At 71.2% G+C, this 25,918-nt stretch carries 23 protein-coding genes; 18 read left to right on the top strand and 5 right to left on the bottom strand.

The window, feature by feature from the left end:
- Positions 1–6 precede the first annotated feature (6 nt).
- The 6 genes from Q7C18_RS10940 to Q7C18_RS10915 all read left to right on the top strand — a co-directional run bounded on the left by Q7C18_RS10940 (position 7) and on the right by Q7C18_RS10915 (position 8,376).
- Complete coding sequence (locus Q7C18_RS10940) at positions 7–1,440, top strand: amidase (RefSeq protein WP_070160973.1); 1,434 nt, start codon at positions 7–9, stop codon at positions 1,438–1,440.
- A gap of 42 nt (positions 1,441–1,482) precedes the next feature.
- Positions 1,483–1,989 carry a DUF3830 family protein gene (locus tag Q7C18_RS10935; protein ID WP_311025424.1) on the top strand — a complete coding sequence of 169 codons (507 nt, stop codon included), beginning with the start codon at positions 1,483–1,485 and terminating at the stop codon, positions 1,987–1,989.
- Positions 1,990–2,053: 64 nt separating this feature from the next.
- The gene (locus tag Q7C18_RS10930) at positions 2,054–4,972 is read left to right on the top strand and encodes an FAD-linked oxidase C-terminal domain-containing protein (protein WP_311025423.1); all 2,919 of its coding nucleotides are present in this window, start codon (positions 2,054–2,056) and stop codon (positions 4,970–4,972) included.
- A gap of 82 nt (positions 4,973–5,054) precedes the next feature.
- Positions 5,055–5,363, top strand: a complete 309-nt coding sequence (locus Q7C18_RS10925) for a helix-turn-helix transcriptional regulator (protein WP_085437707.1) — start codon at positions 5,055–5,057, stop codon at positions 5,361–5,363.
- A gap of 18 nt (positions 5,364–5,381) precedes the next feature.
- The gene (locus Q7C18_RS10920; RefSeq protein ID WP_070160977.1) at positions 5,382–5,534 is read left to right on the top strand and encodes a zinc transporter permease; all 153 of its coding nucleotides are present in this window, start codon (positions 5,382–5,384) and stop codon (positions 5,532–5,534) included.
- Positions 5,535–5,823: 289 nt separating this feature from the next.
- Positions 5,824–8,376 (top strand): AAA family ATPase, encoded by a 2,553-nt coding sequence (locus tag Q7C18_RS10915; protein ID WP_311025422.1) that lies wholly within the window; start codon positions 5,824–5,826, stop codon positions 8,374–8,376.
- Between the two features lie 21 nt (positions 8,377–8,397).
- Here the strand turns inward: Q7C18_RS10915 and Q7C18_RS10910 are convergent, their stop codons facing one another.
- Complete coding sequence (locus tag Q7C18_RS10910) at positions 8,398–9,339, bottom strand: DMT family transporter (protein ID WP_311025421.1); 942 nt, start codon at positions 9,337–9,339, stop codon at positions 8,398–8,400.
- 82 nt (positions 9,340–9,421) lie between these two features.
- Here Q7C18_RS10910 and Q7C18_RS10905 point away from each other — a divergent pair, with 82 nt between their 5' ends.
- The 7 genes from Q7C18_RS10905 to manA all read left to right on the top strand — a co-directional run bounded on the left by Q7C18_RS10905 (position 9,422) and on the right by manA (position 15,396).
- Positions 9,422–10,348, top strand: a complete 927-nt coding sequence (locus Q7C18_RS10905; protein ID WP_311025420.1) for a LysR family transcriptional regulator — start codon at positions 9,422–9,424, stop codon at positions 10,346–10,348.
- Positions 10,349–10,378: 30 nt separating this feature from the next.
- Positions 10,379–11,602 carry an acetyl-CoA C-acetyltransferase gene (locus tag Q7C18_RS10900; protein WP_311025419.1) on the top strand — a complete coding sequence of 408 codons (1,224 nt, stop codon included), beginning with the start codon at positions 10,379–10,381 and terminating at the stop codon, positions 11,600–11,602.
- Between the two features lie 447 nt (positions 11,603–12,049).
- On the top strand, positions 12,050–12,286 hold the full coding sequence (gene rpmB / locus Q7C18_RS10895; RefSeq protein WP_070158326.1) for a 50S ribosomal protein L28: 237 nt from the start codon (positions 12,050–12,052) through the stop codon (positions 12,284–12,286).
- Positions 12,286–12,453, top strand: coding sequence for a 50S ribosomal protein L33 (rpmG, locus tag Q7C18_RS10890; RefSeq protein ID WP_022872124.1), 168 nt, complete (start codon positions 12,286–12,288; stop codon positions 12,451–12,453). Before rpmB ends, rpmG begins: the two co-directional genes overlap by 1 nt.
- 2 nt (positions 12,454–12,455) lie before the next feature.
- Positions 12,456–12,761: a 30S ribosomal protein S14 gene (gene rpsN, locus Q7C18_RS10885; RefSeq protein WP_070158325.1), complete on the top strand. Its 306-nt coding sequence runs from the start codon at positions 12,456–12,458 to the stop codon at positions 12,759–12,761.
- Between the two features lie 440 nt (positions 12,762–13,201).
- Positions 13,202–14,188, top strand: a complete 987-nt coding sequence (locus Q7C18_RS10880) for a BadF/BadG/BcrA/BcrD ATPase family protein (protein ID WP_311025418.1) — start codon at positions 13,202–13,204, stop codon at positions 14,186–14,188.
- Complete coding sequence (gene manA, locus Q7C18_RS10875; RefSeq protein WP_311025417.1) at positions 14,185–15,396, top strand: mannose-6-phosphate isomerase, class I; 1,212 nt, start codon at positions 14,185–14,187, stop codon at positions 15,394–15,396. Before Q7C18_RS10880 ends, manA begins: the two co-directional genes overlap by 4 nt.
- Before the next feature lie 24 nt (positions 15,397–15,420).
- Here manA and Q7C18_RS10870 read toward each other — a convergent pair whose 3' ends face one another.
- The 4 genes from Q7C18_RS10870 to Q7C18_RS10855 form a co-directional block, all read right to left on the bottom strand.
- Positions 15,421–16,017, bottom strand: a complete 597-nt coding sequence (locus Q7C18_RS10870) for an NUDIX domain-containing protein (protein WP_311025416.1) — start codon at positions 16,015–16,017, stop codon at positions 15,421–15,423.
- Between the two features lie 16 nt (positions 16,018–16,033).
- Complete coding sequence (locus Q7C18_RS10865; protein ID WP_311025415.1) at positions 16,034–16,255, bottom strand: ASCH domain-containing protein; 222 nt, start codon at positions 16,253–16,255, stop codon at positions 16,034–16,036.
- Entirely contained in the window at positions 16,252–16,545 is a 294-nt protein-coding gene (locus tag Q7C18_RS10860) for a hypothetical protein (protein ID WP_311025414.1), read from the bottom strand. The genes Q7C18_RS10865 and Q7C18_RS10860 overlap by 4 nt, the downstream gene beginning before the upstream one ends.
- Positions 16,546–16,699: 154 nt before the next feature.
- Entirely contained in the window at positions 16,700–20,149 is a 3,450-nt protein-coding gene (locus tag Q7C18_RS10855; RefSeq protein ID WP_311025413.1) for a pyruvate carboxylase, read from the bottom strand.
- A gap of 521 nt (positions 20,150–20,670) precedes the next feature.
- Between Q7C18_RS10855 and Q7C18_RS10850 the strand changes: the two genes are divergently transcribed.
- The 5 genes from Q7C18_RS10850 (at position 20,671) to Q7C18_RS10830 (ending at position 25,908) form a co-directional block, all read left to right on the top strand.
- Positions 20,671–20,955: an HU family DNA-binding protein gene (locus Q7C18_RS10850; RefSeq protein ID WP_070158322.1), complete on the top strand. Its 285-nt coding sequence runs from the start codon at positions 20,671–20,673 to the stop codon at positions 20,953–20,955.
- Positions 20,956–21,151: 196 nt separating this feature from the next.
- The gene (locus Q7C18_RS10845) at positions 21,152–21,814 is read left to right on the top strand and encodes a hypothetical protein (RefSeq protein WP_311025412.1); all 663 of its coding nucleotides are present in this window, start codon (positions 21,152–21,154) and stop codon (positions 21,812–21,814) included.
- Between the two features lie 194 nt (positions 21,815–22,008).
- Positions 22,009–22,860: a copper resistance protein CopC gene (locus tag Q7C18_RS10840; RefSeq protein WP_311025411.1), complete on the top strand. Its 852-nt coding sequence runs from the start codon at positions 22,009–22,011 to the stop codon at positions 22,858–22,860.
- Positions 22,861–22,876: 16 nt separating this feature from the next.
- Positions 22,877–25,141 carry a cytochrome c oxidase assembly protein gene (locus Q7C18_RS10835; protein ID WP_311025410.1) on the top strand — a complete coding sequence of 755 codons (2,265 nt, stop codon included), beginning with the start codon at positions 22,877–22,879 and terminating at the stop codon, positions 25,139–25,141.
- Positions 25,138–25,908 (top strand): hypothetical protein, encoded by a 771-nt coding sequence (locus Q7C18_RS10830; protein ID WP_311025409.1) that lies wholly within the window; start codon positions 25,138–25,140, stop codon positions 25,906–25,908. Before Q7C18_RS10835 ends, Q7C18_RS10830 begins: the two co-directional genes overlap by 4 nt.
- Positions 25,909–25,918 lie beyond the last annotated feature (10 nt).

Below are 25,918 nucleotides of genomic sequence, written 5' to 3'. Positions count from 1 at the left end.
GTCACCATGACGGAGACTCGGACCACGCGCAGCCTCGCGGAGCTCACCGCCGCCGAGCTCATCGCAGGCTACCGGGCCGGGGAGTTCACCCCGGTGGACGCCACGGAGGCGGTGCTGGAGCAGATCGCCCGGCACGACGACGCCCTCAACGCCTTCGTGCTTGTGGACCCCGAGTCCGCCCGGGCCTCCGCGGAGGCCTCCGCGCGCCGCTGGCAGACCGGCGAGACGCTCGGCCCCGGCGACGGCGTGCCGACCTCCATCAAGGACATGTTCCTCACCCGCGGGTGGCCGACGTTCAAGGGCTCCACGCTCATCGGGGAAGACGGCCCGTGGGACGTGGACGCTCCCTGCGTGGCGCGGCTCCGAGAGGTCGGCGCGGTGCTGGTCGGGAAGACGACCACCCCGGAGTTCGCCTGGAAGGGCACCACGGACAGCATCCGCTGCGGCGCCACCGGCAACCCGTGGGACCCGTCCACCACGGCGGGCGGCTCCTCCGGAGGTGCCTCGGCGGCCGTCGGCGCCGGCATGGCCCCCTGGGCGGTGGGCACCGACGCCGGCGGGTCGGTGCGCATCCCGGCCTCGTTCACGGGGACGGTCGCGCTGAAGGGCACCTATGGGCAGGTGCCGATGTACCCGGCCTCGCCCTTCGGGACGCTGGCCCATGCCGGTCCGATGACGCGCACCGTCACCGACGCGGCGCTGCTGATGGACATCATTGCCGGCTTCGACGCCCGCGACTGGGCGGCGCTCCCCAGCCCTGTCGGCTCGTACCTCGACGGACTCGAGGACGGGGTCGCCGGACTGCGCATCGCCTACTCCCGGACCCTCGGGTTCGGGGAGAACGACCCAGAGGTGGAACGGCTGGTCACCGAGGCCGTCGGGGTGCTCGAGGGTGCCGGCGCAGTGGTGGAGGAGGTCGATCCCGGCTTTGAGGACCCGGTGGAGGACTTCCACATCCTCTGGTTCACCGGGGCCGCCAAGGTGCTGGAGGCCTTCGGGCCCGGTGCGGTGGACCATGTGGACCCGGGCCTGCGTGCCGGCATCGAGCAGTACGGCGACGCCAGCGCCCTGGACTATCTGGGTGCCACGGCGACCCGGATGGATCTGGGCGTGCGCATGGGGACCTTCCACGAGCGCTATGACCTGCTGGTCACCCCGACGATGCCGATCACGGCCTTCGACAAGACCCGTCAGGCGCCTGACGGGTGGCCCTCTGATCTGTGGACCTCCTGGACCCCCTACACCTATCCGTTCAACATGACCCAGCAGCCGGCGGCGTCGGTGCCCTGCGGAGTGGCCGCCGACGGCCTGCCGGTGGGGCTGCAGATCGTCGGGGCCCGCACCCAGGACCGCCTGGTACTGCGTGCCGCCCGGGCCTATGAGAAGGCCTCCGGGGAGCGGTTCGTCCGTCCGGTGGAGCCCGCAGTTCTGGGAGCCTGAGACGAGGACCGGTACGAGCCGCAGAAGGAGGCGAGGAGCACCATGGCCCGCTACATCAGCCTGACTCTGACCACCCGGGGCGTGAGCTGCACGGCCCGCCTGCTCGACAACGTCGCGCCCCGCACCTGTGCGGCGGTGTGGGAGGCGCTCCCGCTGGACGGACAGGTCTACCACGGCAAGTACGCCCGCAACGAGATCTACGCCCTGCTGCCGGTCTTCTCCGCGCAGGACCCGGGCAAGGAGAACACCACCGTCACTCCCATCCCCGGGGACGTGTGCTGGTTCCACTTCGACGCTGACGACCTCGGCAACCCCGGCTACGGCTACGAGGCCTCCGCCGGAGTGCGGGATCGCCCGGAGCTCATCGACCTCGCCCTGTTCTATGGGCGGAACAACCTGCTCATCAACGGGGACCAGGGGTGGGTGCCGGGCAACGTGTTCGCCACCGTGGTGGACGGGCTGGACGTGATGGCCGAGGCCTGCCAGTCGATCTGGATGGACGGGGCCCGCGGCGAGTTTCTGGCCTTCGCCCGTGCCGGGGAGGACTGATCCAGCCGCCGAGCGGCCCGCGGTCCGGTAGGTTCGGACCCGCGCGGCGAAAGGAGACGACGACGTGACCTCGACTGTGCCATCCGACGCCGAAGCCCGGGCGGGAGATGCCTCCGCCGGCGCCGAGGTCGCCGCCGCGCTGCGACGCGCCGGCGTCAGTCGGGTCGACGACTCCGCCCTGGCCCGCGGCATGTACTCCTCCGACGCCAGCCTCTACCGGGTGGTGCCCCAGGTGGTGGCCCGGCCCCAGCATGTGGACGAGCTCCACGCCGTCCAGGAGGTCTCCCGGGCCACGGGGGTGCCGGTCACCCTGCGCGGTGCCGGCACCTCAATCGCCGGCAACGCCGTGGGCCCCGGCCTCGTCGTCGACACCCGGGACCTGGACCGCATCCTGGAGATCGACCCGGAGGCACGCACCGCCCGGGTGGAGCCCGGAGTGGTGCACGCCCGGCTGCAGCGGGCCGCCGCCGGCCACGGGCTGCGCTTCGGCCCCGACCCCTCCACCCACACGCGGTGCACGATCGGCGGGATGATCGGCAACAACGCCTGCGGCTCCCGGGCGCTGGGCTACGGGCGCACCGCGGACAACGTGGAGGCCGCCACCGTGCTGTTCGGCAACGGGGAGGTCGGCACCTTCGGCGCCGGCCTCGCCTCGTCTGGCTCCACCGCGGAGCAGCTGCTGCGCCTGGTGGAGACGGACCTGGGCCATGTGCGCACCCACTTCGGCCGTTTCGACCGGCAGGTCAGCGGCTACTCGCTGGAGCACCTGCTGCCGGAGAACCGCGGGCGCATCGACCGCTTCCTGGTCGGCACCGAGGGCACGCTGGGCACGGTCCTGGAGGCCACCGTGAACCTGGTGGCCGACCATCCGCACCGGCTGCTCATCGTGCTGGGCTACCACTCGGTGGCCGAGGCCGCCGACGCCGTGCCGCAGCTGCTCGCCGCGGCGCCGGGCCGACTCATCGCCTGCGAAGGCATGGACTCCCGGCTGGTGGCGCTGGTCCGTGGGGCCGGAAGACAGGTGCCGCCCCTGCCGGAGGGCCAGAGCTGGCTGTTCGTGGAGGCTGCCGGGGACGACGCCGACGACGTCATCGCCACCGTCCGGGCGGCCTCCGGCTGCGTGGACTCCGCCCTGATCGACGACGCCGTCCAGGCCGCCGCCCTGTGGCGCATCCGGGAGGACGGCGCCGGGTTGGCCGGGATCAGTCTGGACACCCCCGCGCACTCCGGTTGGGAGGACGCCGCCGTTCCGCCCGAGCATCTGGGTGCCTGGATGCGCGAGTTCGAGGAGCTCATGGTCGACTTCGGCCTGCAGGGCTACCCGTACGGGCATTTCGGGGACGGCTGCATCCACTGCCGGATCGACTTCCCCTTCACCCACGGGGACCCCGGCAGCACGAGAGTGTTCGCGGAGTTCATGCGTACCTGCGCGGAACGTCTGGCCGCCTATGGGGGCTCGCTGTCCGGGGAGCACGGCGACGGCCGGGTGCGTTCCGAGCTGCTGCCGTACATGTATGACCAGACCTCCCTGGACCTGTTCGCCCGCGCCAAGCGGATCTGCGACCCGGAGAACCTGCTGAACCCCGGGATCATCACCGATCCCGCCCCGCACACCGAGGACCTGCGACCCACCCAGGCCACCCGGGAGCTGCCCTGGCCGGGGATGCGGCACACTCACGACGCGGGTGACTTCGGCGCGGCCGTGCACCGCTGCTCCGGGGTCGGGAAGTGCGTGGCGCCGACGACGCCGTCGGTCATGTGCCCCTCCTATCTGGCGACCAAGGAGGAGAAGGACTCCACCCGGGGGCGAGGCCGCATCCTCCAGGAGGCCCTGGACGGCAGTCTGGTGCACGGGCTCGCGGACCCGGCCGTGCATGAGGCCCTCGATCTGTGCCTGTCCTGCAAGGGATGCGCCTCGGACTGCCCGGCCGGGGTGGACATGGCCGCCTATAAGTCCGAGGCGCTGTACCAGACCTACGACGTCGGGGAGACGGCCCGCCCCGACGGCACCGGGCGACGTCGGCGGCTGCGTCCGCGCTCCCACTACATCCTGGGGCGGATGCCGTTCTGGGCACGACTGGCCTCCCCGGTGGCGCCGCTGGTCAACGCGATGATGAAGGTCCCGCCGCTGTCGGCCGTGGCGAAGTGGACCGCCGGCATCGACCGGCGTCGGGCCGTCCCGGCCTTCGCGCATCAGACGCTGCGCCGGGCCGCCGCTCGGCGGGAGCGGGGAGGCGGATCTCGCTCCGCCCCGGACGTCTGGGTGTGGGCGGACTCCTTCACGGACCATTTCTTCCCGCAGTCCGGCCTCGCGGCCCTGGAGTTCCTGCGGTCCCAGGGCCTGGAGGTGCGGGTGCTGCAGCGCAAGGGCTGCTGCGGGCTGCCGTGGATCACCACCGGCCAGCTGGACCAGGCCCGTCGGTTGGTGGACGAGGCCGTGGATGCGCTGCTGGACCCGGTGGAGTCCGGCGTGCCGGTGATCGGACTGGAGCCCTCCTGCACGGCCACACTGCGCAGCGACCTGGTGCAGCTCTCCCATCGGCCCGAGGCCCGGACCGTGGCGGACGGGGTGCTGACCTTCGCGGAGCTGGTGCATCGGCTCGTGGACGAGGGCCGGATCCAGCTGCCGGACCTCAGCGGTGTGCGGGTCGTGGCGCAGCCGCACTGCCACCAGCGCGCCGTCATCGGGTGGCGGGCGGATCAGGCGCTGCTGGAGCAGGCCGGCGCCCAGGTGACTGCGGTGCCCGGCTGCTGCGGCCTGGCCGGCAACTTCGGCGTGGAGGCCGGCCACTACGAGGTCAGCGTGGCGGTGGCCGAGACGCATCTGCTGCCTGCGGTCCGCGACGCGTTCCCCGACAACGGCGCCTCCGCCGGGGAGACCGTCGTCCTGGCCGACGGCATGTCCTGCCGCATCCAGCTCGACGACCTTGCCGACGTCGAGGCCATCCATCTGGCCGAGCTGTTGGCCCGGCGGGCCGAGTGAGGCTGGCATCTCGTGCGGCGTGATGAGATCGCCTCTCAATAAACATATTGCAATGTCTTGATATTTCTGGTGAGGTGGAGATGTGCGTGACGATCAGGGCCTCTCGGAGGCTGCCCAGCTGTTCAAGGTGCTCGGCAATGAGTCGAGGCTGCGGCTGCTGCGGCTGCTCGGCGAGGCGCCCCTGACGGTGGGGGAGCTGGTCGCTGCGACCGGACTGTCCCAGCCGCTGGTCTCGCAGCACCTGCGCTCCTTGAAGGATGCAGGGCTGGTGACCCCCGATCGCCGAGGGCAGAGTGTGAGCTACCAGCTGGCAGACGAGCACGTGTCTCACATCGTCGACGACGCCGTCGCGCACGCCCAGGAGCCAGACACCACGAGATCGGCCGACTGACGGCCGGAAGGGCCAGCGATGAGCGACCACAAGACAGCAGAGCACACAGTTGACGAGCACCAGCACGGCGAGGGCTGCGGGCACGAGGCGGTCCAGCATGAGGACCACGTGGACTACGTCCACGACGGTCACCGGCACGCCGAGCATGGTGACCACTACGACGAGCACTGACTCGACAGGCACTGAATCCACAGGCCCAGCACGCTGGGTCATCTGCGAAGCCCGGATCGCTCCTGCGGTCCGGGCTTCGTCCTGCCTCACGCGCGTGAACCCCGATCATTCAGCCGTCCCTGCATGCATCGTCTCTCCGTGAGAGATCGTCGCCGGATTGAGGGGCGATTCCTCACAGAGAGACGATCTTCCGGGAGGGCTGGGTCGATACACTCGCCCGGAGCGCGGGAAGCACCGTCCTCTGCAGCACCACCCCGCCCAGCCTGCCCAGCCTGCCCGGAAGGACCTCATGTCGGATCAGCGCATCGTCCTCACCGAGGAGTTCTCCGAGGCCCTTGCGCGTCTCGAGGCCGGCGAGTCGATGTTCCTCACCGGCAAGGCGGGCACCGGCAAGTCGACGCTGATCCGGGAGTTCCTGCGGCGCTGCGAGGCGGGGTCGGCCGCGCAGGGGACGCAGCCCGGCGAGGACTGGGCGAGTGAGGATTGGGCGAGTGAGGACTGGGCGAGCGAGACGGCCCTGACCGACGACGTCCCCTCCGGCCGTGCCGTCGTCGTCGCCGCCCCCACCGGCATCGCCGCGCTGAACGTCGGTGGCTACACGATCCATCGGCTCTTCGGCTTCCACCCGCAGATCACGCTGGAGGAGATCCGCCACGGCCGGTACTACCCCGGCCGCTTCGCCGGGACCCTGAAGGCCCTGGACACTCTCATCATCGACGAGGCCTCCATGGTGCGCGCCGACCTCTTCGACCAGCTGGTCGCCGCGCTCGAGCGCTTCGGCCCGCGCCCCGGGCAGCGGCTGGGCGGGGTCCAGCTGGTGCTCGTGGGCGACCTGCTGCAGCTGCCGCCGGTGGTCACCGAGTCCGAGCGCGTCCGCTTCGAGACCCGCTATGAGACCCCCTACTTCTTCTCGGCCGACAGCTGGAGGGCAGAGGACTTCCCGACCGTCTCACTGACCACCCTGTTCCGGCAGCTCGGCGATGACCGCCTCACCGCGGTGCTGAACTCCATCCGGGAAGGCGTGCTGCTGGGCACCGCCCGGGAGGACCTCAACCGGCATGTGGACCCGGAGTTCGAGCCGCCCGAGGGTGAATTCTGGCTGACCCTGGCCACCACCAACCGGATCGCTGAGTCCCGGAATCGACGTCGTCTGGAGCGGCTCCCCGGCCCGGAGCACGCCTGCCGGGCGGTGCTGCGCGGCGAGCAGGACGGCTTCGACTGGCCCGTGGAGGAGCGGCTGGTCTTCGCAGTCGGCGCGCAGATCATGTTCCTCACCAATGATCCCCTGGGCCGCTGGGTCAACGGCACGCTCGGCCATGTGGTGGAGGTGGGGGTCGACGACGACGGCGAGCCACGGGTCGGTGTGGTGCTGCGGGATGGAGCCCGGGTCGACGTCGGCCCGCACACCTGGGACATCACCCGCCCCGAGGTCCACGGCGGCACCCTCACCCACCTGGTGGTGGGCACCTACACCCAGCTGCCCTTCAAGCTGGCCTGGGCGATCACCGTGCACAAGAGCCAGGGGCAGACGGCCGACCGCCTGGTGGTGGACCTCTCCGGCGGTACCTTCTCCTACGGGCAGCTCTACGTGGCGCTGAGCCGGGTCACCTCGCTGTCCGGCCTGGTGCTCACCCGGCCAGTGTTCCCGAAGGACATGAAGACCGACCGGAGGATCCTGCGTTTCCTGCGCGGCGGCGCCTCCGCGGAGGAACGGCGGCCGCGCTGCGCGCTCGCGGTGCTCACCATCGGGGAGGAGGGGCGCATGTCCCGGCCGCGACCCGTCGAGCTGGCGGTTGCCTTCGAGGACGGCACGGCACTGTCCACCCTGGTCAACCCGCAGCGCGACCTCGGGGACGCACGGACCGCCTACGAGATCGCCGCCGCGGACGTCCTGCTCGCCCCGACCCTCGCGGAGGCTTGGGCGGTGCTCTCCCCGGCGCTCGCCGGCCATGTCCCGGTGGCCGAGGACGTGGACCGCACATTGGGGCTGATCGACTTCGAGCTCAAGCGGCTCGGGCACGTGGAACCCATGCCTTTCGGCGCGGAGGCGCCGCGACCGCCGTCGGGCCGGGCCGGGTCGGGCTCCTGGGCACGTTCCGGAGCAGGTGACGGCTCGCCGTCCCGCCGGCCCCCGCGGCGGGCACTGGAGGCGGCCCGTGCGGTGCTGGAGGATCTGCGGCAGGCCGAGGCCCAGGATCCGGAGGTGGTGGACCGCACGGCCACGGTGTTCGAGCCCTCGGAGGACACGGTGCAGGCCGCGGGCCACCTGCTGACCCGCGACCCGGCGACGCCCTCGCCCTCCCTCGAGGAGATGCCCGGACTCGGCGCCCTGCTGGAGGTCAGCCGGCAGGCGGGTGGGATCCTGCTGGGGGAGGAGCTTGTCGTCGGGGACGACGACGCCGACTCCTGGCATGCGGCCGCCCGGCAGACCGTGGCCGACCAGCTCACCGCTGCGGCCGCGCGGGCCCAGCTGACCGACGAGGTGGCCAGGCGCCTGGAGCGGGCCGGCCGGTTGCTGGGCCGCGAGCTCGTGGCTCCCGAGAGGCTCGCCGCGACGGTGGGGTCACGAGAGGCTCTGGACGAGCTGCTGCAGCCTGGCACGCGCATCTGCTTCACCGGGGAGGCGGTCTCCGCTGACGGTCGGCTGTGGTCCCGCGACCAGATGACCGCGCTCGCCGCCGATCGAGGCCTCGCCCCGGTCGCGACCGTCACCAAGACGCGCTGCGACGTCCTGGTGGTGGCCGAGCTGGGGACCCAGTCGGGCAAGGCCCGCAAGGCCCAGGAGTACGGCAAGCCCGTGCTGGCCGCCGAGCAGTTCTTCACCTGGGCCGGCGTGCGCTGAGCAGTCAGGAGCGGGCGGGGCTCAGCGGCGGCCCAGCTGGGCGATCGCCACGCCGACCAGGCAGGTCGTCCCGCCGATGATCGCCAACACGGTGGGCACCTCGCCGAGGGCGACCGCGGACATCAGCACCGCCACGGCGGGCACTGCGAGGGAGCAGGCGGCCAGACGTCCCGTCGGCATCCGGGTCTGGGCGAAGGCCCACAGCCAGAATCCCAGCGCGGTGGCGCCCACTCCCATGAATGCCGCCCCGCCGACGGCGGCGGCCGGTGCGTCCTGCAGCTCGGTCCACGTCTGCCCCGCGAACGGCAGGACCGCCAGGGTGCCCGCCACGCAGCCCAGCCAGACGATGGTCAGCGGATCCGTGTCCGGGAGCACGGCCCGCTGCAGCAGCATGGCGACGGAGTAGACGGCGGCGGCCACCAGTGCCAGCACCACTCCCAGCAGGGAGATCCGTCCGTCCCCGGCGGCCAGGGTGATCACCGCGATGCCCGCCAGAGCCACGGCCATCCCGGCGAACAGGGAGCGCGGCCAACCCTCCCGGAAGAACAGGCCGGCTCCTGCGGCCACCAGCACCGGCGAGAGGTTCACGACCATCGCCATGGTGCCGGCGTCGAGAAGATGGCCCGCGTGGTTGAGGACCACGGTGTAGGCGGCGAACCACAGCACGCCGTAGAGAGCGATGACCAACAGCGCCCGCGGGCCGGGCATCCTCAGGGTGTGCCGACGCAGCAGGATCACCAGCACCGTGAGCGCGGCGACGCCGGCCAGCAGTCGGATCAGCGCCAGCGGGCCGGGGGAGAACACCGGGGCCACCCACCGGATGATCACGAAGGAGGAGGCCCACAGCACCACGGTGGTGGCGACGGCGGTCGGGGCTGCCAGCCGGGGCCGGAGTGTGCCGGATGGCCGGTGCGTCGGGGACTCCGCGGCGCGTGCCGTCGGTGCATTCATCAGGCGGGTCATGGGGATGATCCTTCCGCGCCGGAATCGACAGCACAAGCGAACGTCTCTGGATGATCGTTCAGCAGAGCTTTATGATGCAGGGATGATCGATCTGATCCGGCTTCGGACCTTCCGCGCGGTGCTCGCCGCAGGCTCCGTCCACGCGGCCGCAGAGAGCCTCGGCTATACGCCGTCAGCGGTGAGCCAGCAGCTGCAGGCCCTGCAGAAGGACACCGGTCTCGAACTCTTCACCCGCAACGGGCGCGGACTGGCGCCCACCGGGGTGGCGCGACGCTTCGCCGAGGAGGCAGATCGCCTGCTCGGGCAGGCCGCTCGGCTGGAGGCCCTTGCGGTGGATCTGCGGGAGGGGCGGACCGGTTCTCTGGTGATCTCGCACATCGCTTCGGTGGGGGTGACCTGGATCCCGTCCGTCGTCGCGGCGCTCTCCGACGAGTTCCGGGATCTCCGCCTGGACCTGCGGCTCTGGGAGGCGGTGCAGGGGCGTGACGACGACGTCGACGTCGAGATCTGCGTGGCCCACCGTGACCTGCCGGCCCGGCCGGGCTTCGACGTCGAGGCGCTGCTCACCGAGCCCTATGTGGCGGTGGTGCCCAGGGACCATCCGCTCGCGGGGCGGCAGGCGGTGGATCTGGAGGAGCTCGCCGTCGAGCGCTGGGTGGACAACGATCTGACGCTGGGCACGTGCCGGCTGATCCTGCTGGAGGCGTGTGCGGCGGCGGGCTTCACGCCCGGCTTCCAGTATGAGACCCAGGACTACGGCGCCGCGGTGGCGCTGGTCGCGGCGGGGGTGGGGATCACGGTGATGCCGCGGCTGAGCTTCTCCTCGGTGCGGGCGGATCCGGCGCAGGTGGTCGCCGTCGAGCTGGGCGGGACCGCACTGCGTCGCACCATCGTGCTGCGCACTCGGGGCAGTCTGTGCGAGTCGCCGGCGGTCGGCACGGTGCGCCATGTGCTGCGCGGCCTCGCCGGGCGGGCTGGGGTGGCGCCTCCCCGCGATGTTACTGTGTAGTCACTATCGTTCTGAGAGGGAGATCACATCATGCCTGAAGCTGTCATCGTGTCCGTGGCCCGCTCACCCATCGGAAGGGCCCGCAAGGGATCCCTGGTGGATCTGCGCGCCGACGACATGACCGCCCAGATGGTCCAGGCCGCCCTGGCCCAGGTTCCGGAGCTCGACCCCCGTGACATCGACGACCTCATGCTCGGCTGCGGTCTCCCCGGCGGAGAGCAGGGATTCAATCTGGCCCGCATCGTCGCCGTGCTCGCCGGCATGGACCACCTGCCGGGCACCACCGTCAACCGGTACTGCTCCTCCAGCCTGCAGACCACCCGCATGGCCTTCCATGCCATCAAGGCAGGGGAGGGGGAGGTCTTCGTCTCTGCCGGCGTCGAGGCCGTCAGTCGGTTCGCCCAGGGCACCTCGGACTGGATCCCCGGTGCCGAGCTGGAGAACCCCCGCTTCGCCGAGGCCACGGCTCGCACCGCGAAGGCCGCCGAAGGTGGGACCACCTGGCGTGACCCGCGGGAAGACGGGGCTCTGCCCGACGCCTACATCTCCATGGGGCAGACCGCAGAGAACGTCGCCCAGCACACCGGAGTCTCCCGCGCCGAGCAGGACGAGTTCGCCCAGCTCAGCCAGAACCGCGCCGAGAAGGCCATCGCCGAGGGGTTCTTCGCCCGCGAGATCACCCCGCTCGCCCTGCCTGACGGCGGCACCGTCGACGCCGACGACAGCCCCCGCCCGGGTGTCACCGCCGAGGCGCTGTCCGGGCTGGACCCGGTGTTCCGGCCCGACGGCACCGTCACCGCCGGCAACGCCTGCCCGCTCAACGACGGCGCCGCCGCACTGGTCATCATGAGCGACGCCAAGGCGCGCGAGCTCGGCCTGACCCCGCTGGCGCGGATCGTCTCCACCGGGGTGTCCGGGCTGTCCCCGGAGATCATGGGACTCGGGCCGGTGGAAGCCAGTCGTCAGGCGCTGGGCCGCGCCGGCCTGAGCATCGACAACGTCGACCTGGTGGAGATCAACGAAGCCTTCGCCGCGCAGGTCATCCCCTCCGCCAAGGAGCTCGGCGTGCCGTGGGAGAAGCTCAACGTCCACGGTGGCGCGATCGCCGTGGGGCACCCCTTCGGCATGACCGGGGCGCGCATCACCGCGACCCTGCTCAACGGTCTGCGCAGCACCGACGGTCAGTATGGTCTGGAGACCATGTGCGTCGGAGGCGGCCAGGGCATGGCGATGGTCCTCGAGCGACTGAGCTGAGGTCGGGCCGGCGGTCCGTGATCGCCGGTGTGCCGGGGATGTGATCCTGCACGCCTCGCTTTGCCGAGACGCCGTCGGCGGGATACTATGGACAGTCGCAAGCCGTGCTGTGCTGTGCTCACGTGTGCCCGAGGGGTGCAGGACCCGAGATGCTCAGGTCCTCGCCCGGAGGAAGGACGGGGCTCGGCTCCGGAAAGCAGCCCGGTGGATTGTGAAGCCTGGATTCCAGCGCACCACAAGACAAGCACCACCGTCTTTCGTCCACGATGTGAAGGCACTTCGGTTGGATCTCACCCAGCCTGGTCCGTCCTCGTAAGTCACGGTGTCATAGCTGGTGGCGGGACTCGGCTCAACGACTGCACGGCCATCCTGGGTCTGACCTGGGAGAACTGTGTGCTCGCGGGCTCCGCCCGGAGATATTTTCGTACTTATGTTGGAGGAGTGATCATGGCAGCACGTTGCCAGGTAACCGGAGTGGGGCCGCAGTTCGGCCACAGCATCTCCCACTCGCACCGCCGCACCAAGCGGCGGTTCGACCCGAACATCCAGAAGAAGCGTTACTGGGTGCCCTCGCTGGGGCGTCACGTCACGCTGACCCTGTCCGTGAAGGGCATCAAGACCATCGATGCCCGCGGCATCGACGCCGTCGTCGCCGAGCTGATTGAGAAGGGTGAGAAGCTCTAATGGCCAAGGACAAGGACGTACGTCCCATCATCAAGCTGAAGTCGACGGCCGGCACCGGGTTCACCTATGTGACCCGGAAGAACCGCCGTAACAACCCCGACCGCATCGTGCTGAAGAAGTACGACCCGGTCGTCCGCAAGCACGTCGACTTCCGAGAGGAGCGCTGATCATGGCCAAGAAGTCCAAGATCGCAAAGAACGAGCAGCGCAAGGTCATCGTCGAGCGCTACGCCGAGAAGCGCGCTCAGCTCAAGAAGACCCTCGTGGACCCGAACGCTTCCGACGAGGAGCGCGAGGCCGCCCGCGTGGGCCTGCAGAAGCTGCCCCGTGACGCCAGCCCGATCCGAGTCCGGAACCGCGACTCCATCGACGGCCGTCCGCGCGGCACCTTCCAGAAGTTCGGCATCTCCCGCATCCGTTTCCGCAACATGGCGCACAACGGCGAGCTGCCCGGCATCACCAAGTCGTCCTGGTGACGACGCATCCGTGATCAGCATCGGCTGATCCGGACCGCTGACAGGGGCGGGACCACCTTCGGGTGGTCCCGCCCCTGTCGTGTCTGCCCAGGGTCACCCTCAGGCCTCGGTGAGGTGCACCAGCAGCGCCTGGGCGGGCCACAGCGGCTGATCGAACCTGTGGACATGGATGAGATCTGCTGCGGCGAGATGTCCAGTGAAGACCACGTGGGACAGTGACAGCTGGGCTGGATTTCTGGTGATGCGCTGACGAGGGGGCGAGCAAGCATTCGCAGGTCATGAGACGAGATGCGGTCCACATTGGGCGTAGGAATGCTGCGCGTGGCGTGCGTCCATGGAGCTTCACGTCTTGTTGTGGATCACTCGATGTCCTACGATGTCATCAATCCGGCCGGCGTGATTTCCCGCTGCCCGGAGGCTGACTGTGAGGAGCTGAGTCCATGACCACTGTCCGACGGCGTCCGCTCGAGCCGGTCCGGGCTGCTGCGCCCGGTGCTCCGCTTGTCGCCATGGATGTGGGTCAGACCAGCACCAAGGTTCTGATCCGTGACGTCTTCAGGTCCGAGCGGCGATTCCGGCTCGGCGGCGTGCAGACTGACCGCCCGTTGGTGCCGCAGCTGCGAGTCCTCATCGCCCACGCCCTCAATGAGCTGGGAGAGGACGCGGTCGTCGCTCTTGGGGTCACCGGCCTCACACGCCCCGACGCGGATGCCGGCCTGCTGTTGGAGCTTCCCGGGGACCTCGACGCTCGTGAAGTTCGCCTGGCGCATGATTCGGTGACCTCCGCCCTCGGTGCGCTGGGTGCTTCCTGCGGAGCAGTCGTCGCAGCGGGCACCGGTACCGTCGCCCTCGGCGTGGGGCGGGTGCGGGTGGCCCGCGTCGATGGCTGGGGCAACATCATGGGCGATGCAGGCAGCGCCTATTGGATCGGCCGAGCTGCGCTGGACGCGGCGATGCGCGACCACGACGGGCGCGGTCCGTCGACGGCCTTCCGGGAAGTGGCCGCTGCACGATGGCCGGACCTGGAGAGCGCCTACGTGCAGCTGCAGAACGACCCGGAGCGGGTGAGTACGGTGGCATCCTTCGCCGCAGAGGTGTCCCGACTCGCTGAGTCGGACGCCGTCTGCGCTGAGATCTGCGCGCAGGCCGGCCGCGAGCTCGCCCATACCGCCGGGACGGCCCTGCGTCGCGTGGAGGAGCCACAGGGGGACGATCCCACCCAGGTGGCAGCCATCGGAGGGGTCTTCGCCTCACCTGCGGTTCTCCGCGCATTCCGCGGCTGCCTGGCGGACACGGTGCCGCGGGCGCGACTCCTCAGCCCGGAGGTCGACGGTGTGGACGGCTCCGCCCTCATGGCCGAGCTGCCGGAGGGCCACCCGTTGCGCGATCTCATCTCCGTCGCCCGGCGCCAGGAGTCTGCGTCATGACGCTGCTGAGGATCGACAACCGGTGCATGCCCTACGACTGGGGCTCTCCCGGACGGATCTCTGCTCTGCTGGGGCGTCCTGGTGTGGCAGGCCGTGAGGCCGAGCTATGGCTGGGCGCCCACCCGAAGGCCCCCAGCCGGATCCTCGATGACCCTCGGTGGCCGGACGCCCATCAGTGGGAGCGCAGCACAGGGGCCCACCTTCCGTTCTTGCTGAAGATCCTCGCCGCCGATCGGCCGCTCTCGCTGCAGGCCCACCCCACCGCCGACCAGGCGGAGGTGGGCTTCGCCCGGGAAGAGGCCGCCGGCATCCCGATCGACGCCGCGCACCGGAACTACCGTGACCCCCGGCCGAAGCCGGAGATGATCGTCGCCCTCGAGGACGGCTTCCAGGCGCTCTGCGGATTCCAGGAGACCGCGCAGATCCTCGGCATCGTCGACGCCGTCATCGCCCGGGTCCCCCGGGAGCATGAGGCGGCGGAGCAGGAGACGCCGGGGCACGTGCAGGCGCTGAGCCGCTGGCGAGCGCACCTCCAGCAGGTCGACGACGGTCGGACGCACCTCGGGGCGGTGGTCGCCTGGCTGCTCACCGCGGAGGAGGCCGCCGGAGTCGTGCCGGCCCTGCTGGCCGCCGAGGCGGCGCCGCGGTCCGTCGACGCCGAGGAGCTCGCCCCGTGGGACCTCATCCGTCGCCTGCAGGCCGCTCACCCCGGGGATCCGGGGATCGCCGTGGCGGTGATGCTCCACCACCTGACCCTGCGGGCGGGGGAGTCGCTGTGGCTGCCGGCCGGCGTCCTCCACGCCTACGTGCAGGGCCTCGGCGTGGAGCTCATGGGTCCCAGCGACAACGTGCTGCGCGGCGGACTGACCACCAAACACCTCGACGTCGCGGAGCTGCTCCGCATCGCAGACCTCACGCCGGGGCGGCCCCGCCCCACCGCTCCCATGCCCTTGGAGGAGCATCTGCTGGCCCACCGCCCGGAGGGACAGGAGCAGGCGCCCTTCGAGCTGATGGAGATCACCGGGGACACGGAGGTCGCGACCCCGGGACCCAGCGTGCTGATCGTCCTCGACGGGACGTTCACCGTCTCGTCGCCGACGAGCGGTCCCCGCACTGCCGGCCGCGGAGCCCAGCTGCTCCACACCGACCCCGGCCGGCTGCGGCTCCGCGGTGCCGGGCGTGCTTTCCTCGCGAAGCTGCGCGGCTGAGCCGGCGAGCGCGCGTGCCGGCCCTCAGCTCGCGCCGAGCTCGGTGAGCACGGTGTGCAGACGGACGTCGAACTCGTCGGCCGCGTCGGCCGGCAGACGGTCCACCGGCCACCAGGCGACGTCCTCGCTCTCCTCGCTGACCACGATGCGCGCGTCCCGTGGGGCGATCGCCGCATAGCCGACGTCCCAGTGGGCGGTGCAGTGGGAGAACCCGGAGCCCAGCGGGTGCACGTTGAGGTCCACCGGCGTGCGGCGCAGGGGCCGCAGGGTGGTCAGGCCGCTCTCCTCGGCGGCTTCCCGGAAGGCGGCCTCCGGCACGGAGTCGTCGGCGTCCTCGATGTGGCCGCCCAGCTGCACCCAGAACCGGCCCTTGCCGTGGAAGCACAGCAGCACCTGGGTGAGCGTGTCGTCGAAGATGAAGCAGCTGGCGGTGAGGTGCTCGGGCCGCGGCCGACGGCGGAAGGCCTCATCGCCCTGTGCCGCCAGGTCCACGTAGTCCTGCTGGAGACGGCGTTGTGCGGGCGAGACCGGCGTCCAGCCGCGCAGGTCCTCCAGGAACCCCGCGGCGATCGGGGAGAGCGTGCGGGCAGAGGTGGTCGTGGGGCTGTCTCCGGTCGGCATGCCTGCCAGAGTATCCTCACCCCTCGGCATCGGACCAGACGACCTCTAAGCGCTCCATGAGCACCTCCATGTCGGGGGTGAAGCTGCGACCGGCGGCCGCGCAGACGCGCTCCCAGAAGCGTCGATGCTCAGTGCGCCAGTGCGCCAGGCTGCGGTCGCCCTCGCCCTCCGCCCAGGCGTGGTCGGCGTCGACGTCGGTGAAACCGGCCAGGGCGACGCCGGTGGTCCGTACGATCACCCGAGGGCGCCGTCGCCGTCGCAGAACACCGTGTGGGCGCCGATCCCGGGTGGGGCCTCACCCTCCCAGACGTATTCGGACAGCAGACTGGCGGTGGCGGTCTTGTACCCCGCGCGCACCAGGTCCAGCACCCCGTCGGCCAGCTCGGCATGGTCGCCGAACTGATCGACCAGGACGTCGGAGCTTGCGGACGCGGCCGCCGGGTGGGCCTGCGCGTACTGCTCCCAGAGCGTGCGGGCGGCGTCCTGGTCAGGGGCGGCGAGCGGACGGCCGGCCTGCGGAGCGTTCATGCTCCCTTTTCAACACCTTCCCCACCACCAGCAACGGAATCGGCGAGTGGCGGATTCACTGCCGCTGGCCGACGGAATCGGCGCGTGAGCGGCAGTGAATCCGTCACTGGACGGGGAGAGTGCGGAAGGGCGCGGCTCGACCGTCGCCCGGCCCTCAGGCCGGCTCGACCACCACCAGGAGGTCGCCGCCGTCGACCTGCTGCACGCCGTTGAGCACGGTGCGGGCCACGGTGCCGCCCACCGGGGTGGTGATCGCGGCCTCCATCTTCATCGCCTCGATGGTGGCGATGTTCTGTCCCGGCTCCACGGTCTGGCCCTCCTCCACGAGCAGGGAGACGGCTCCGGCGAAGGGCGCGGCGACCTGGCCGGGGACCGCGGCGTCGGCCTTCTCCGCGGTGTGCACGGTGGCCTCCACGGACTCATCGCGGACCACCAGGGGCCGGGGCTGGCCGTTGAGCGCGCAGATCACGGTGCGCAGGCCCTTCTCGTCCGGCTCGGAGACGGACTGCAGGGTCACCAGCAGCCGGACGCCCTTGCCCAGGGAGATGGTGTGCTCCTCGCCACGGCGCAGCCCATAGAGGAAGTCCCGGGTGTGCAGGACCATCACGTCCCCGTAGGCGTCGCGGGCGGCCTCGTAGTCCCGGGTCGGGCCCGGGAACAGCAGCCGGTTCAGCGTGGCCTGGCGGGTCGCGGAGTCCCCGGCCAGCCCGGCCCGGTCCTCCTCGGTGAGATCCTCGTCCAGCGGACGGACGGTGCGGCCTTCCAGCGCCTTGGAGCGGAACGGCTCGGGCCAGCCGCCGGGCGGGTCGCCCAGCTGTCCGGCCAGGAACTGGATGACCGAGTCCGGCAGGTCGAAGCTCTGCGGCGCCGCTTCGAACTCAGCGGGATCCACCCCCATGCCCACCAGCTGCAGCGCCAGGTCACCGACCACCTTCGACGACGGCGTCACCTTCACCAGCCGGCCCAGCATCGTGTCCGCGGCGTGATACATGTCCTCGATGTCCTCGAAGCGCTCACCCAGTCCCAGCGCGATGGCCTGCTGCCGCAGGTTCGAGAGCTGGCCGCCGGGGATCTCGTGGCGGTAGACGCGTCCCGTGGGGCTGGGCAGCCCGGACTCGAAGGGCTTGTAGATGGCTCGCACCGCCTCCCAGTAGGGCTCCAGCGAGGCCACGGCCTCCAGCCCCAGGCCGGTGTCGCGCTCGGTGTGCTCCAGCGCGGCCACCAGCGCGGAGGCCGGCGGCTGGGAGGTGGTGGCGGCCATGGAGGAGGTGGCGACGTCGACGGCGTCGACCCCGGCCTCCGCGGCGGCCAGCAGGGTGGCCAGCTGGCCGCCGGCGGTGTCATGGGTGTGCAGGTGCACCGGCACGTCGAAGCGTTCCCGCAGCGCCGTGACCAGGGTGCGGGCAGCGGCCGGCCGGAGCAGCCCGGCCATGTCCTTGATGGCCAGGATGTGCGCCCCGGCGTCCACCATGCGCTGGGCCAGACCCAGGTAGTAGTCCAGCGTGTAGAGATCCTCGGCCGGGTCGGAGAGGTCGCCGGTGTAGCACAGGGCGGCCTCGGCCACGGCGGTGCCGGTCTTGCGCACCGCGGCGATGGCCGGGGCGATCTGGTCGACGTCGTTGAGGGCGTCGAAGATCCGGAAGATGTCCACCCCGGTCTCGGCGGCCTCGGCGACGAACGCGTCGGTGACCTCCAACGGGTAGGGGGTGTACCCGACCGTGTTGCGGCCGCGCAGCAGCATCTGGATGGGGATGTTGGGCATCTCCGCCCGCAGCAGCGCCAGTCGGCGCCACGGGTCCTCGGAGAGGAAGCGCAGGGCGACGTCGTAGGTCGCCCCGCCCCAGGCCTCGACGGAGAGCAGCCCGGGCACCACATGGGACAGCGCCGGAGCGGCGGCCAGCAGATCCCGGGTGCGCACCCGGGTGGCCAGCAGCGACTGGTGGGCGTCACGGAAGGTGGTGTCGGTGACGGCCAGGGCGGTCTGGGCGCGCAGGGCCTGGGCGAAGCCCTCGGGGCCCTGCTCCAGCAGGACGTCCCGCCAGCCGGCGGGCCGGGGGTGCGACGACGGCCCGTCGAAGGGGCTGCGGTCCGGCTCGTCCCGCTTGTCCCCGGGGAAGCGGGGCAGCTTGTCCCGCGGGTCGATGCCGTCCACCCGCGGGCCGTGCGGCTGGTTGACGGTGGTGTCGGCCAGGTACTGCAGCACCTTGGTGCCGCGGTCCTTGGAGCGGTTGACCTTGGCGAGCTCGGGGCGCTTGTCGATGAAGTCGGTGGCCAGGTCCCCGGCGAGGAACTGCTCGTCGTCGAGCACGTTCTTCAGGAACGGGATGTTCGTGGCCACGCCGCGGATGCGGAATTCGGCCAGCGCGCGGCGGGCCCGGCGGATCGCGGTCAGCCGGTCCCGCCCCCGGCTGGTGAGCTTGACCAGCATGGAGTCGAAGTGCGGGCTGATCTCGGCGCCGGTGTAGACGGTGCCGCCGTCGAGCCGGATGCCGGAGCCGCCGGCCGAGCGGTAGACGGTCACGGTGCCGATGTCCGGGCGGAAGTCGTTGGCCGGGTCCTCGGTGGTGATGCGGCACTGCATCGCGGAGCCGCGCACCCGCAGGTCCTCCTGCCGGATGCCCAGATCCTCCAGGGTCTCCCCGGCGGCGATGCGCAGCTGCGCGGTGACGAGGTCGACGTCGGTGATCTCCTCGGTGACGGTGTGCTCCACCTGGATGCGCGGGTTCATCTCGATGAACACGTGCTGGCCCGCGCGCTCGCCGGCGGTGTCCACCAGGAACTCCACGGTGCCGGCGTTGCGGTAGCCCATGGCCTTCGCGAAGGCGACGGCGTCGCGGAACAGCGCCTGCCGGATCTCATCGTCGAGCTCGGGGGCCGGAGCGATCTCCACCACCTTCTGGTGGCGGCGCTGGATGGAGCAGTCCCGTTCGAACAGGTGGACCACATTGCCCTCACCGTCGGCGAGGATCTGCACCTCCACGTGGCGGGGCCGCACCACGGCCTGCTCCAGGAAGACGGTGGCATTGCCGAAGGCGGTCTCGGCCTCGCGCATGGCCGCGCCCAGGGCGTCGGGCAGCTCCTCGCGGGTCTCCACCCGGCGCATGCCCCGGCCGCCGCCGCCGGCGACGGCCTTCACGAAGATGGGGAAGCCGATCTTCTCAGCCTGGGCGATGAGCGCCTCGGGGTCGTCAGAGGGGTCGGAGCTCTCCAGGACCGGCACCCCGGCCGCGCGGGCGGCACGCAGGGCACGGATCTTGTCCCCCGTGGACTCCAGGACGTCGGCAGGCGGGCCGACGAAGGCGATGCCGGCCTCCTCAGCGGCGCGGGCGAGGTGGGGATTCTCGGACAGGAAGCCGTAGCCGGGGTAGATGGCGTCGGCGCCGGACTCGCGGGCCACCCGCACGATCTCCTCGACGTCGAGGTAGGCGCGGACGGGGTGTCCCTCCTCGCCGATGCGGTAGGCCTCGTCGGCCTTCTGTCGATGGAAGGAGTTGCGGTCCTCATGCGGGTAGACGGCGACGGTGCCGGCGCCGAGCTCGTTGGCCGCGCGCAGGGCGCGGATGGCGATCTCACCGCGGTTGGCCACCAGAATCTTGGAGAACATCCGTTGTCGCGTTCCTCTCAGTTGCGGCCACACGTCATTGTGCGGCCTGTCAGAAGCTCTGCGGACGGGCGTGCCGGAGTCCCTGGTGTGCGCGCCCTCCGCATCGGGCGACGCTGCCCGGTCCGGAACTGCTGGGTGCGCGCGGGACCCTCGGCTCCACAGCCAGGGGTACAGCGCAGTGAGCACAGAATACCGGCCACAGCGACGCGCGCCACGTGGGTCGCGTCACATAATGACAGGTGGTCGCCCCTCCGGCCGGGTCACAGCGGGTGCGGGCGGGGGCGTTGAGGCGGTCACCGGGTCTCGTGGCCGTCGCCGGAGCGACTGCTCGACAGGTCGCAGGAGGTGTCGTCAGATGTCCGGACCCGGGTGGACTCGACCTGCACAGGGGGCCGTGAGCCTGGAAAATCACTGTGAATCGCCCGGAATCATGCGGTTCTGGGCGTGACGGCGTGGTAGGTTGCCGTTCTGAAAGCCCCGGCAACGGGGACTGACGCCGAACCAGTCCAGGAGGACACACTATGGCTATGAACCGCAGCGAGCTCGTCGCAGCCGTCGCAGAGAAGTCCGGCAACTCCCAGGCCGCCGTCAACGGCGTGCTGGACGCGGTCTTCGAGGTCTTCACCTCCCAGGTCTCCGCTGGCGAGAAGGTGACCATCCCCGGCTGGCTGGCTGTGGAGCGCACCAAGCGCGCCGCTCGCACCGGTCGCAACCCGCAGACCGGCGAGACGATCGAGATCCCCGAGGGCTTCTCGGTCAAGCTGACCGCCGGCTCCAAGCTGAAGGCCGCCGCTTCCGGCAAGTGAGCAGCCACAGCCTCACAGGCCTGCGACGTCGGCCCTCGACCCGCCTCTCGGCGGGCGGGGGCCGACGTCGTCTCCGGAGGCCTCGTGCCGGGGCAGGACCCGCGCCGTCATACCTGCTCCGTTGATTTCTACGGCGCGTAGAATTATGGCTGGCACGGTCGATTCGACCGGATGGACCCGGACAGGGAGGTGCACCATGGCCGCAGCCCCGCGGCTCAGCGGCGCTCCACGCCTGGCCCGCGGCTCCCTGGCCGCCGGGGCCGCCGTCGGCAGCGCCGCCGCCGCGCACCTGGCTGCGGGCCATCAGGGGCCGCACGCGCTGGTCGTGATCCTGGCCTTGGCCGTGAGCCTGCCCCTGTGCACCGCCTTGGCGGGCATGCGGCTCGGTCTGACCCGCCTGACCCTCTCCGTGCTGGTGTCCCAAGCGGTGCTCCACGGTCTCTTCTCCGCCCTGCCGGCCTCCGCCGCCGGGCGGTTCGCCGGGGGGAGCCCGCGCCTCGGCCATGGCGGCCACGAGTCGCCCGCGCTGGCCAGTGCGACGACGGCCGCCTCCGTGCCAGCACCGGACCAGTCGCTGGTCGTGATGACCCCTGGGGGAGCCCTGGACGGGGGCATGCTGGCGGCCCATCTGGGTGCGGCCGTGCTGACCATCGCCCTCCTGCACCGTGGTGAGACCCTGCTGCGAGCCGTCGCCGATCTGGTGGCGCTGGGTCCCGTCCACTTGCTCATGACTCCCCGGGAGGCGCACTTCGGCGTGCGCCCGGCCCTTCCCGCCGTCCCCCGGACGGTGCGGGTCATGGAAGACCTCTGGAGCGGCCGGGGGCCGCGCACCCTGCGGGGACCGCCGGCGGCGTCCTGACGTCGTCGACGACGTCGAGGTCAGGGCCGCAGCGCCCGATGGCCGCCGCGTCAGACCCTCCGACCTGGAGGGACCACCTCAGTTCCGAGGCGGTGAGCACGCAGACGCGGCCGGACTGCCCACAGGACGTCCCCGGACCCTCACGCCGGCTCCGGACGCCACGTCCACCCCGCATAGACGCAGAGAAGGACACCATGACCACTTCCACCACCGTTGACATCCTGGCCGGGGGCTCTCGAACAGGCCGCGCGCCGCGGCTGCTGGCCCCCGCCGCCGTCGCGGCACTGGGGCTCGCCGCGATGACAGCCACCCCGGCCTGGGCCCATGACGAGCTGATCTCCTCCACCCCGGAGGCGGACGAGGTGCTCACCGAGAGCCCCGAGGAGATCGTCCTGGAATTCACCGGAGACGGCCTCACCGAGGGCGAGAACATCACCAACGAGATCCGCGTGACCGACGACGACGGTGAGAGCTGGGAAACCGAGACCGTCATCGACGGCCCGTCGATGAGCACCGAGCTCGACGGCGAGCTGGCCGACGGCGAGTACGAGGTCCTCTACCGGGTCGTCTACTCCGACGGGCATGACGAGGAAGGCAGCTTCAGCTTCGAAGTCGACCTGCCGGAGGGCGCCGCAGAGACTGACGCAGCGGAGACTGACGCCGCAGAGGCTGACGCCGCTGAGGACGAGGCAGGCGACGGCACGACCGACGACGATGCCGCCGAAGCAGATGCCGCGGAGACTGATGCCGCAGAGGCCGACGCCGGCGAGACTGGCTCGGTGGACGCCGACGCCGCCTCGCAGGAGGACCCGGCCACCGCCGAGGGACAGTTCCCCGCCTGGGCCGCGGTGCTCTTCGCGCTGGGCGGCGTGCTCATCGTGATCCTGGCCGTGGTGCTCATGCGCCGCAAGATGACCCAGGTGGAGGAGTGGAAGCAGGCGCCGCGCCAGCCCCGCGACACCACCGGCTCCACGGGGACCGCGGACGACCAGTCCGGCGACGACAGGCCCGACGAGCGCGACGACCGTCCGCGCGACGACGCGTGAGAGTGAGGGATCCCCGATGACGCCTGCCGCAGGCGGCCGAGACGCCGCCCGTCCTCCCGCGGACGCCCCCGTGCGCGCCGTCGCGCTGCCTGCGGTGGGCGCCGTCCTCTGCCTCGGCCTGGTGGCCGTGGCGCTCGCCGGACTGCTCACCGGTGTGGGCCGGCCGTCGCAGATCGCCGACCCCGGCGCGGTGACCCGGTGGGGCCTGCCCGTGGCGCGATTCGTCCACCATATGGCCATGGCCACGGCGGTCGCCGCCGTGATACTCGCCGTCGTCGCGGTGCCCTCAAGGCTCGGCCCCCGCAGCCGGCAGCGTCGTGCGGAGCGCGCGGAGAAGGTTCGTGCGGAGCGCGCGGAGAAGGTTCGTGCGGAGCGCGCGCAGAAGGTTCGTGCGGAGCGCTCCGGCGCCTCGGCCCCGTCCGTCTCGGGTGAGCACCCGCTCTACACCCGCACGCTGCAGATCGCGGGAGCCGCCTCCGTGGTGTGGACGGTGGCCGCCGTCGCGGTGCTGGTGCTCTCCTATTCGGCGCTGGCCGGCCAGCCGCTCTCTGCTGACGAGAACTTCTCCGCGGGCTTCCTGGGCTACGTGCAGTCGATCTCCACGGGTCAGGCATGGATGGCGATGGTGGTCATCGCCGCCGTCTTCGCCACTCTGGTCTTCGCGGTGCGTTCCCCGGCCGGGCTGTTCTTCGTGGCGGTGCTGGGCCTGGGTGGGATCGTCCCGATGGCGCTGGTGGGGCACTCCGGCTCCGGTGACGACCATTCGGCGGCGGTGAACTCCTTGGGCCTGCACCTGCTGGGCGTGGTGGTCTGGGTCGGTGGGCTCGTGGTCCTGGCGCTGCTCTCCCCGGAGATCCGCCGGCAGGCGACGGCACTGACGGCCCGGGAGCAGGGCGGGCCGGAGATCGTCGGGACTCTGCTGCGCCGCTACTCGGTGCTGGCGGGGCTGGCGATCGGCACCGTCGCGTTCTCCGGGGTGGTCAATGCGGCTCTGCGCATCGAGACGCTGGAGCAGCTGCTGACCACGCCGTACGGGCTCATGATCGTCCTGAAGGTCGGGGCGATCCTGGGTCTGGGGGCGGTCGGGTGGATGAACCGCAGCTGGATCATTCCGCGGCTGGCCGGGCCCCATGAGGGGGCCGGTGCGCCGTCCTCGTCCGCATCGGCGTCCACGGATCCCGCCCGCACCCGGGCGGTCACCGGGCTGCTGTGGCAGCTGGTCCTGGTGGAGATCGCGGTGATGTCCGCGGTCATCGGGGTCAGCGCCATCCTGGGCCGCACCTCCCCGCCGGTCTCGGAGGACCTGCCTCCCGATGCCACCCCGGCGCGGATCCTCACCGGCTATGACCTTCCGCCGGAGCCGACGCTGGGCCTGTGGTTCAGCCAGTGGCGCTTCGACTGGCTGTGGGTGGCGATCATCGTGTTCCTGGCCGCCTGGTACCTGCACTCCATGATGAGGCTTCGGCGCCGGGGCGACGGCTGGCCGGTGATGCGGGCGGCCAGCTTCCTCTTCGGCCTGACGGTGCTGCTGTGGGTGACCTCCGGCGGTCCGGCGATCTACGGGATGGTGCTGTTCTCCGGGCACATGATCCAGCACATGACGCTGACCATGGTGGCGCCGATGTTCTTGGTGCTGGGCTCGCCGGTCACCCTGGCCATGCGGGCGCTCACTTCCCGCACCGACGGCACCCGCGGGGCCCGGGAGTGGATCCTGTGGCTGGTGCACTCGCGGTTCTCCCGGGTGGTGACCCACCCGGTGGTGGCCGCGGCGAACTTCGCCGGCTCCCTGGTGCTGTTCTACTACACCCCGCTGTTCGGCTACGCCCTGGAGTACCACGTGGGGCATGAGCTCATGAACGTCCACTTCCTGCTCACCGGGTACATCTTCGCCCTGGTGATGGTGGGCCACGACCCGCTGCCGAAAAGGCCCGCGCACGCCATCCGGCTGGTCATGCTGCTGGCCACGATGGCGTTCCACGCGTTCATCGCCGTGGGGCTCTCCGGCTCCGAGTCCCTCATCCAGGCCAGCTGGTTCGGCAACATCGGCCACGACTGGGGCTTCTCCGCCATCGAGGACCAGCAGCGCGGGGGAGAGCTGATGTGGGGACTCGGGGAGATCCCCACGATGCTGCTGGCCGTCATCGCCGCGGTGCAGTGGTCGCGGGCGGACCGTCGGGAGATGGTCCGCGAGGACCGTGAGGCCGACCGCACCGGCGACGCCGACCTCCAGGAGTACAACGAGATGTTCGCCCGCATGGCAGAGAGGGACTCCCACCGATGATCCGCACCCGCACCCACCTGCTGCCGGCGCTGCTGCTGAGCACCGCCCTGGCGGTGACCTCCTGCGGATCCGACGGCGACGCCGCCGAGGGCGAGCAGAGCCCCCGTGCGGGTTCCGACCGGCTGGTCGCCGCAGCGGAGGCCGGCATGGAGCGGGCCTCCACGTTCGGCTTCGACTCCGCCGGGTTCTACACGGAGGCCGCCGTGGAGGAGTTCCGCGAGCAGATGGAGGGCTCCCTGGCCGAGGGGGATGCCGACGTCGAGGTTGACCCGGCCACCTGCGCGGAGCCTCTGGCCGCGGTGGACTGGGCTCCGCTGCTGCTCGGCTCGGACGCCGCGCGGGTGGACTTCGGCTCGGAGACCTTCACCGGGACCGGCTCCATCGAGATCGCCGAGATCGCCGACGACGGCGAGGCCGCCGCCCGGGTCCAGCAGCATATGGACCATGTCCGCTCCCTGGTGGAGTCCTGCCCGCAGGTGCGGCTGACGCAGATGGACGCCGACTATGTGCTGGAGTTCTCGGAGATCGAGCTGGAGGCCCTCCGCCCCGCAGAGGGTGACGGCGACGGGACGGTGGGCTACGCCCGCACCCGCAGCCTGGCGGATGCGGAGGAGGATGGAATGATCGGGGCCCAGATCCTGTTCACCCGTGCAGGCGATGACGTGGTGATGGTGTCGTTCATCGGCGAGCCCGCCGCGGCGCAGGAGGAGTTCACCGCCATGGCGGAGGCCGTCACCGCCGCGACCACGGAGGCGCTCGCCGACTGAGCGCCCGGAG

Source organism: Nesterenkonia sp. CL21 (genome assembly GCF_031705515.1).
Taxonomy (GTDB): Bacteria; Actinomycetota; Actinomycetes; order Actinomycetales; family Micrococcaceae; genus Nesterenkonia; species Nesterenkonia aethiopica.
The sequence above is the reverse complement of the archived record's forward strand: the minus strand, read 5'-3'. Positions and strand labels throughout refer to the sequence as shown.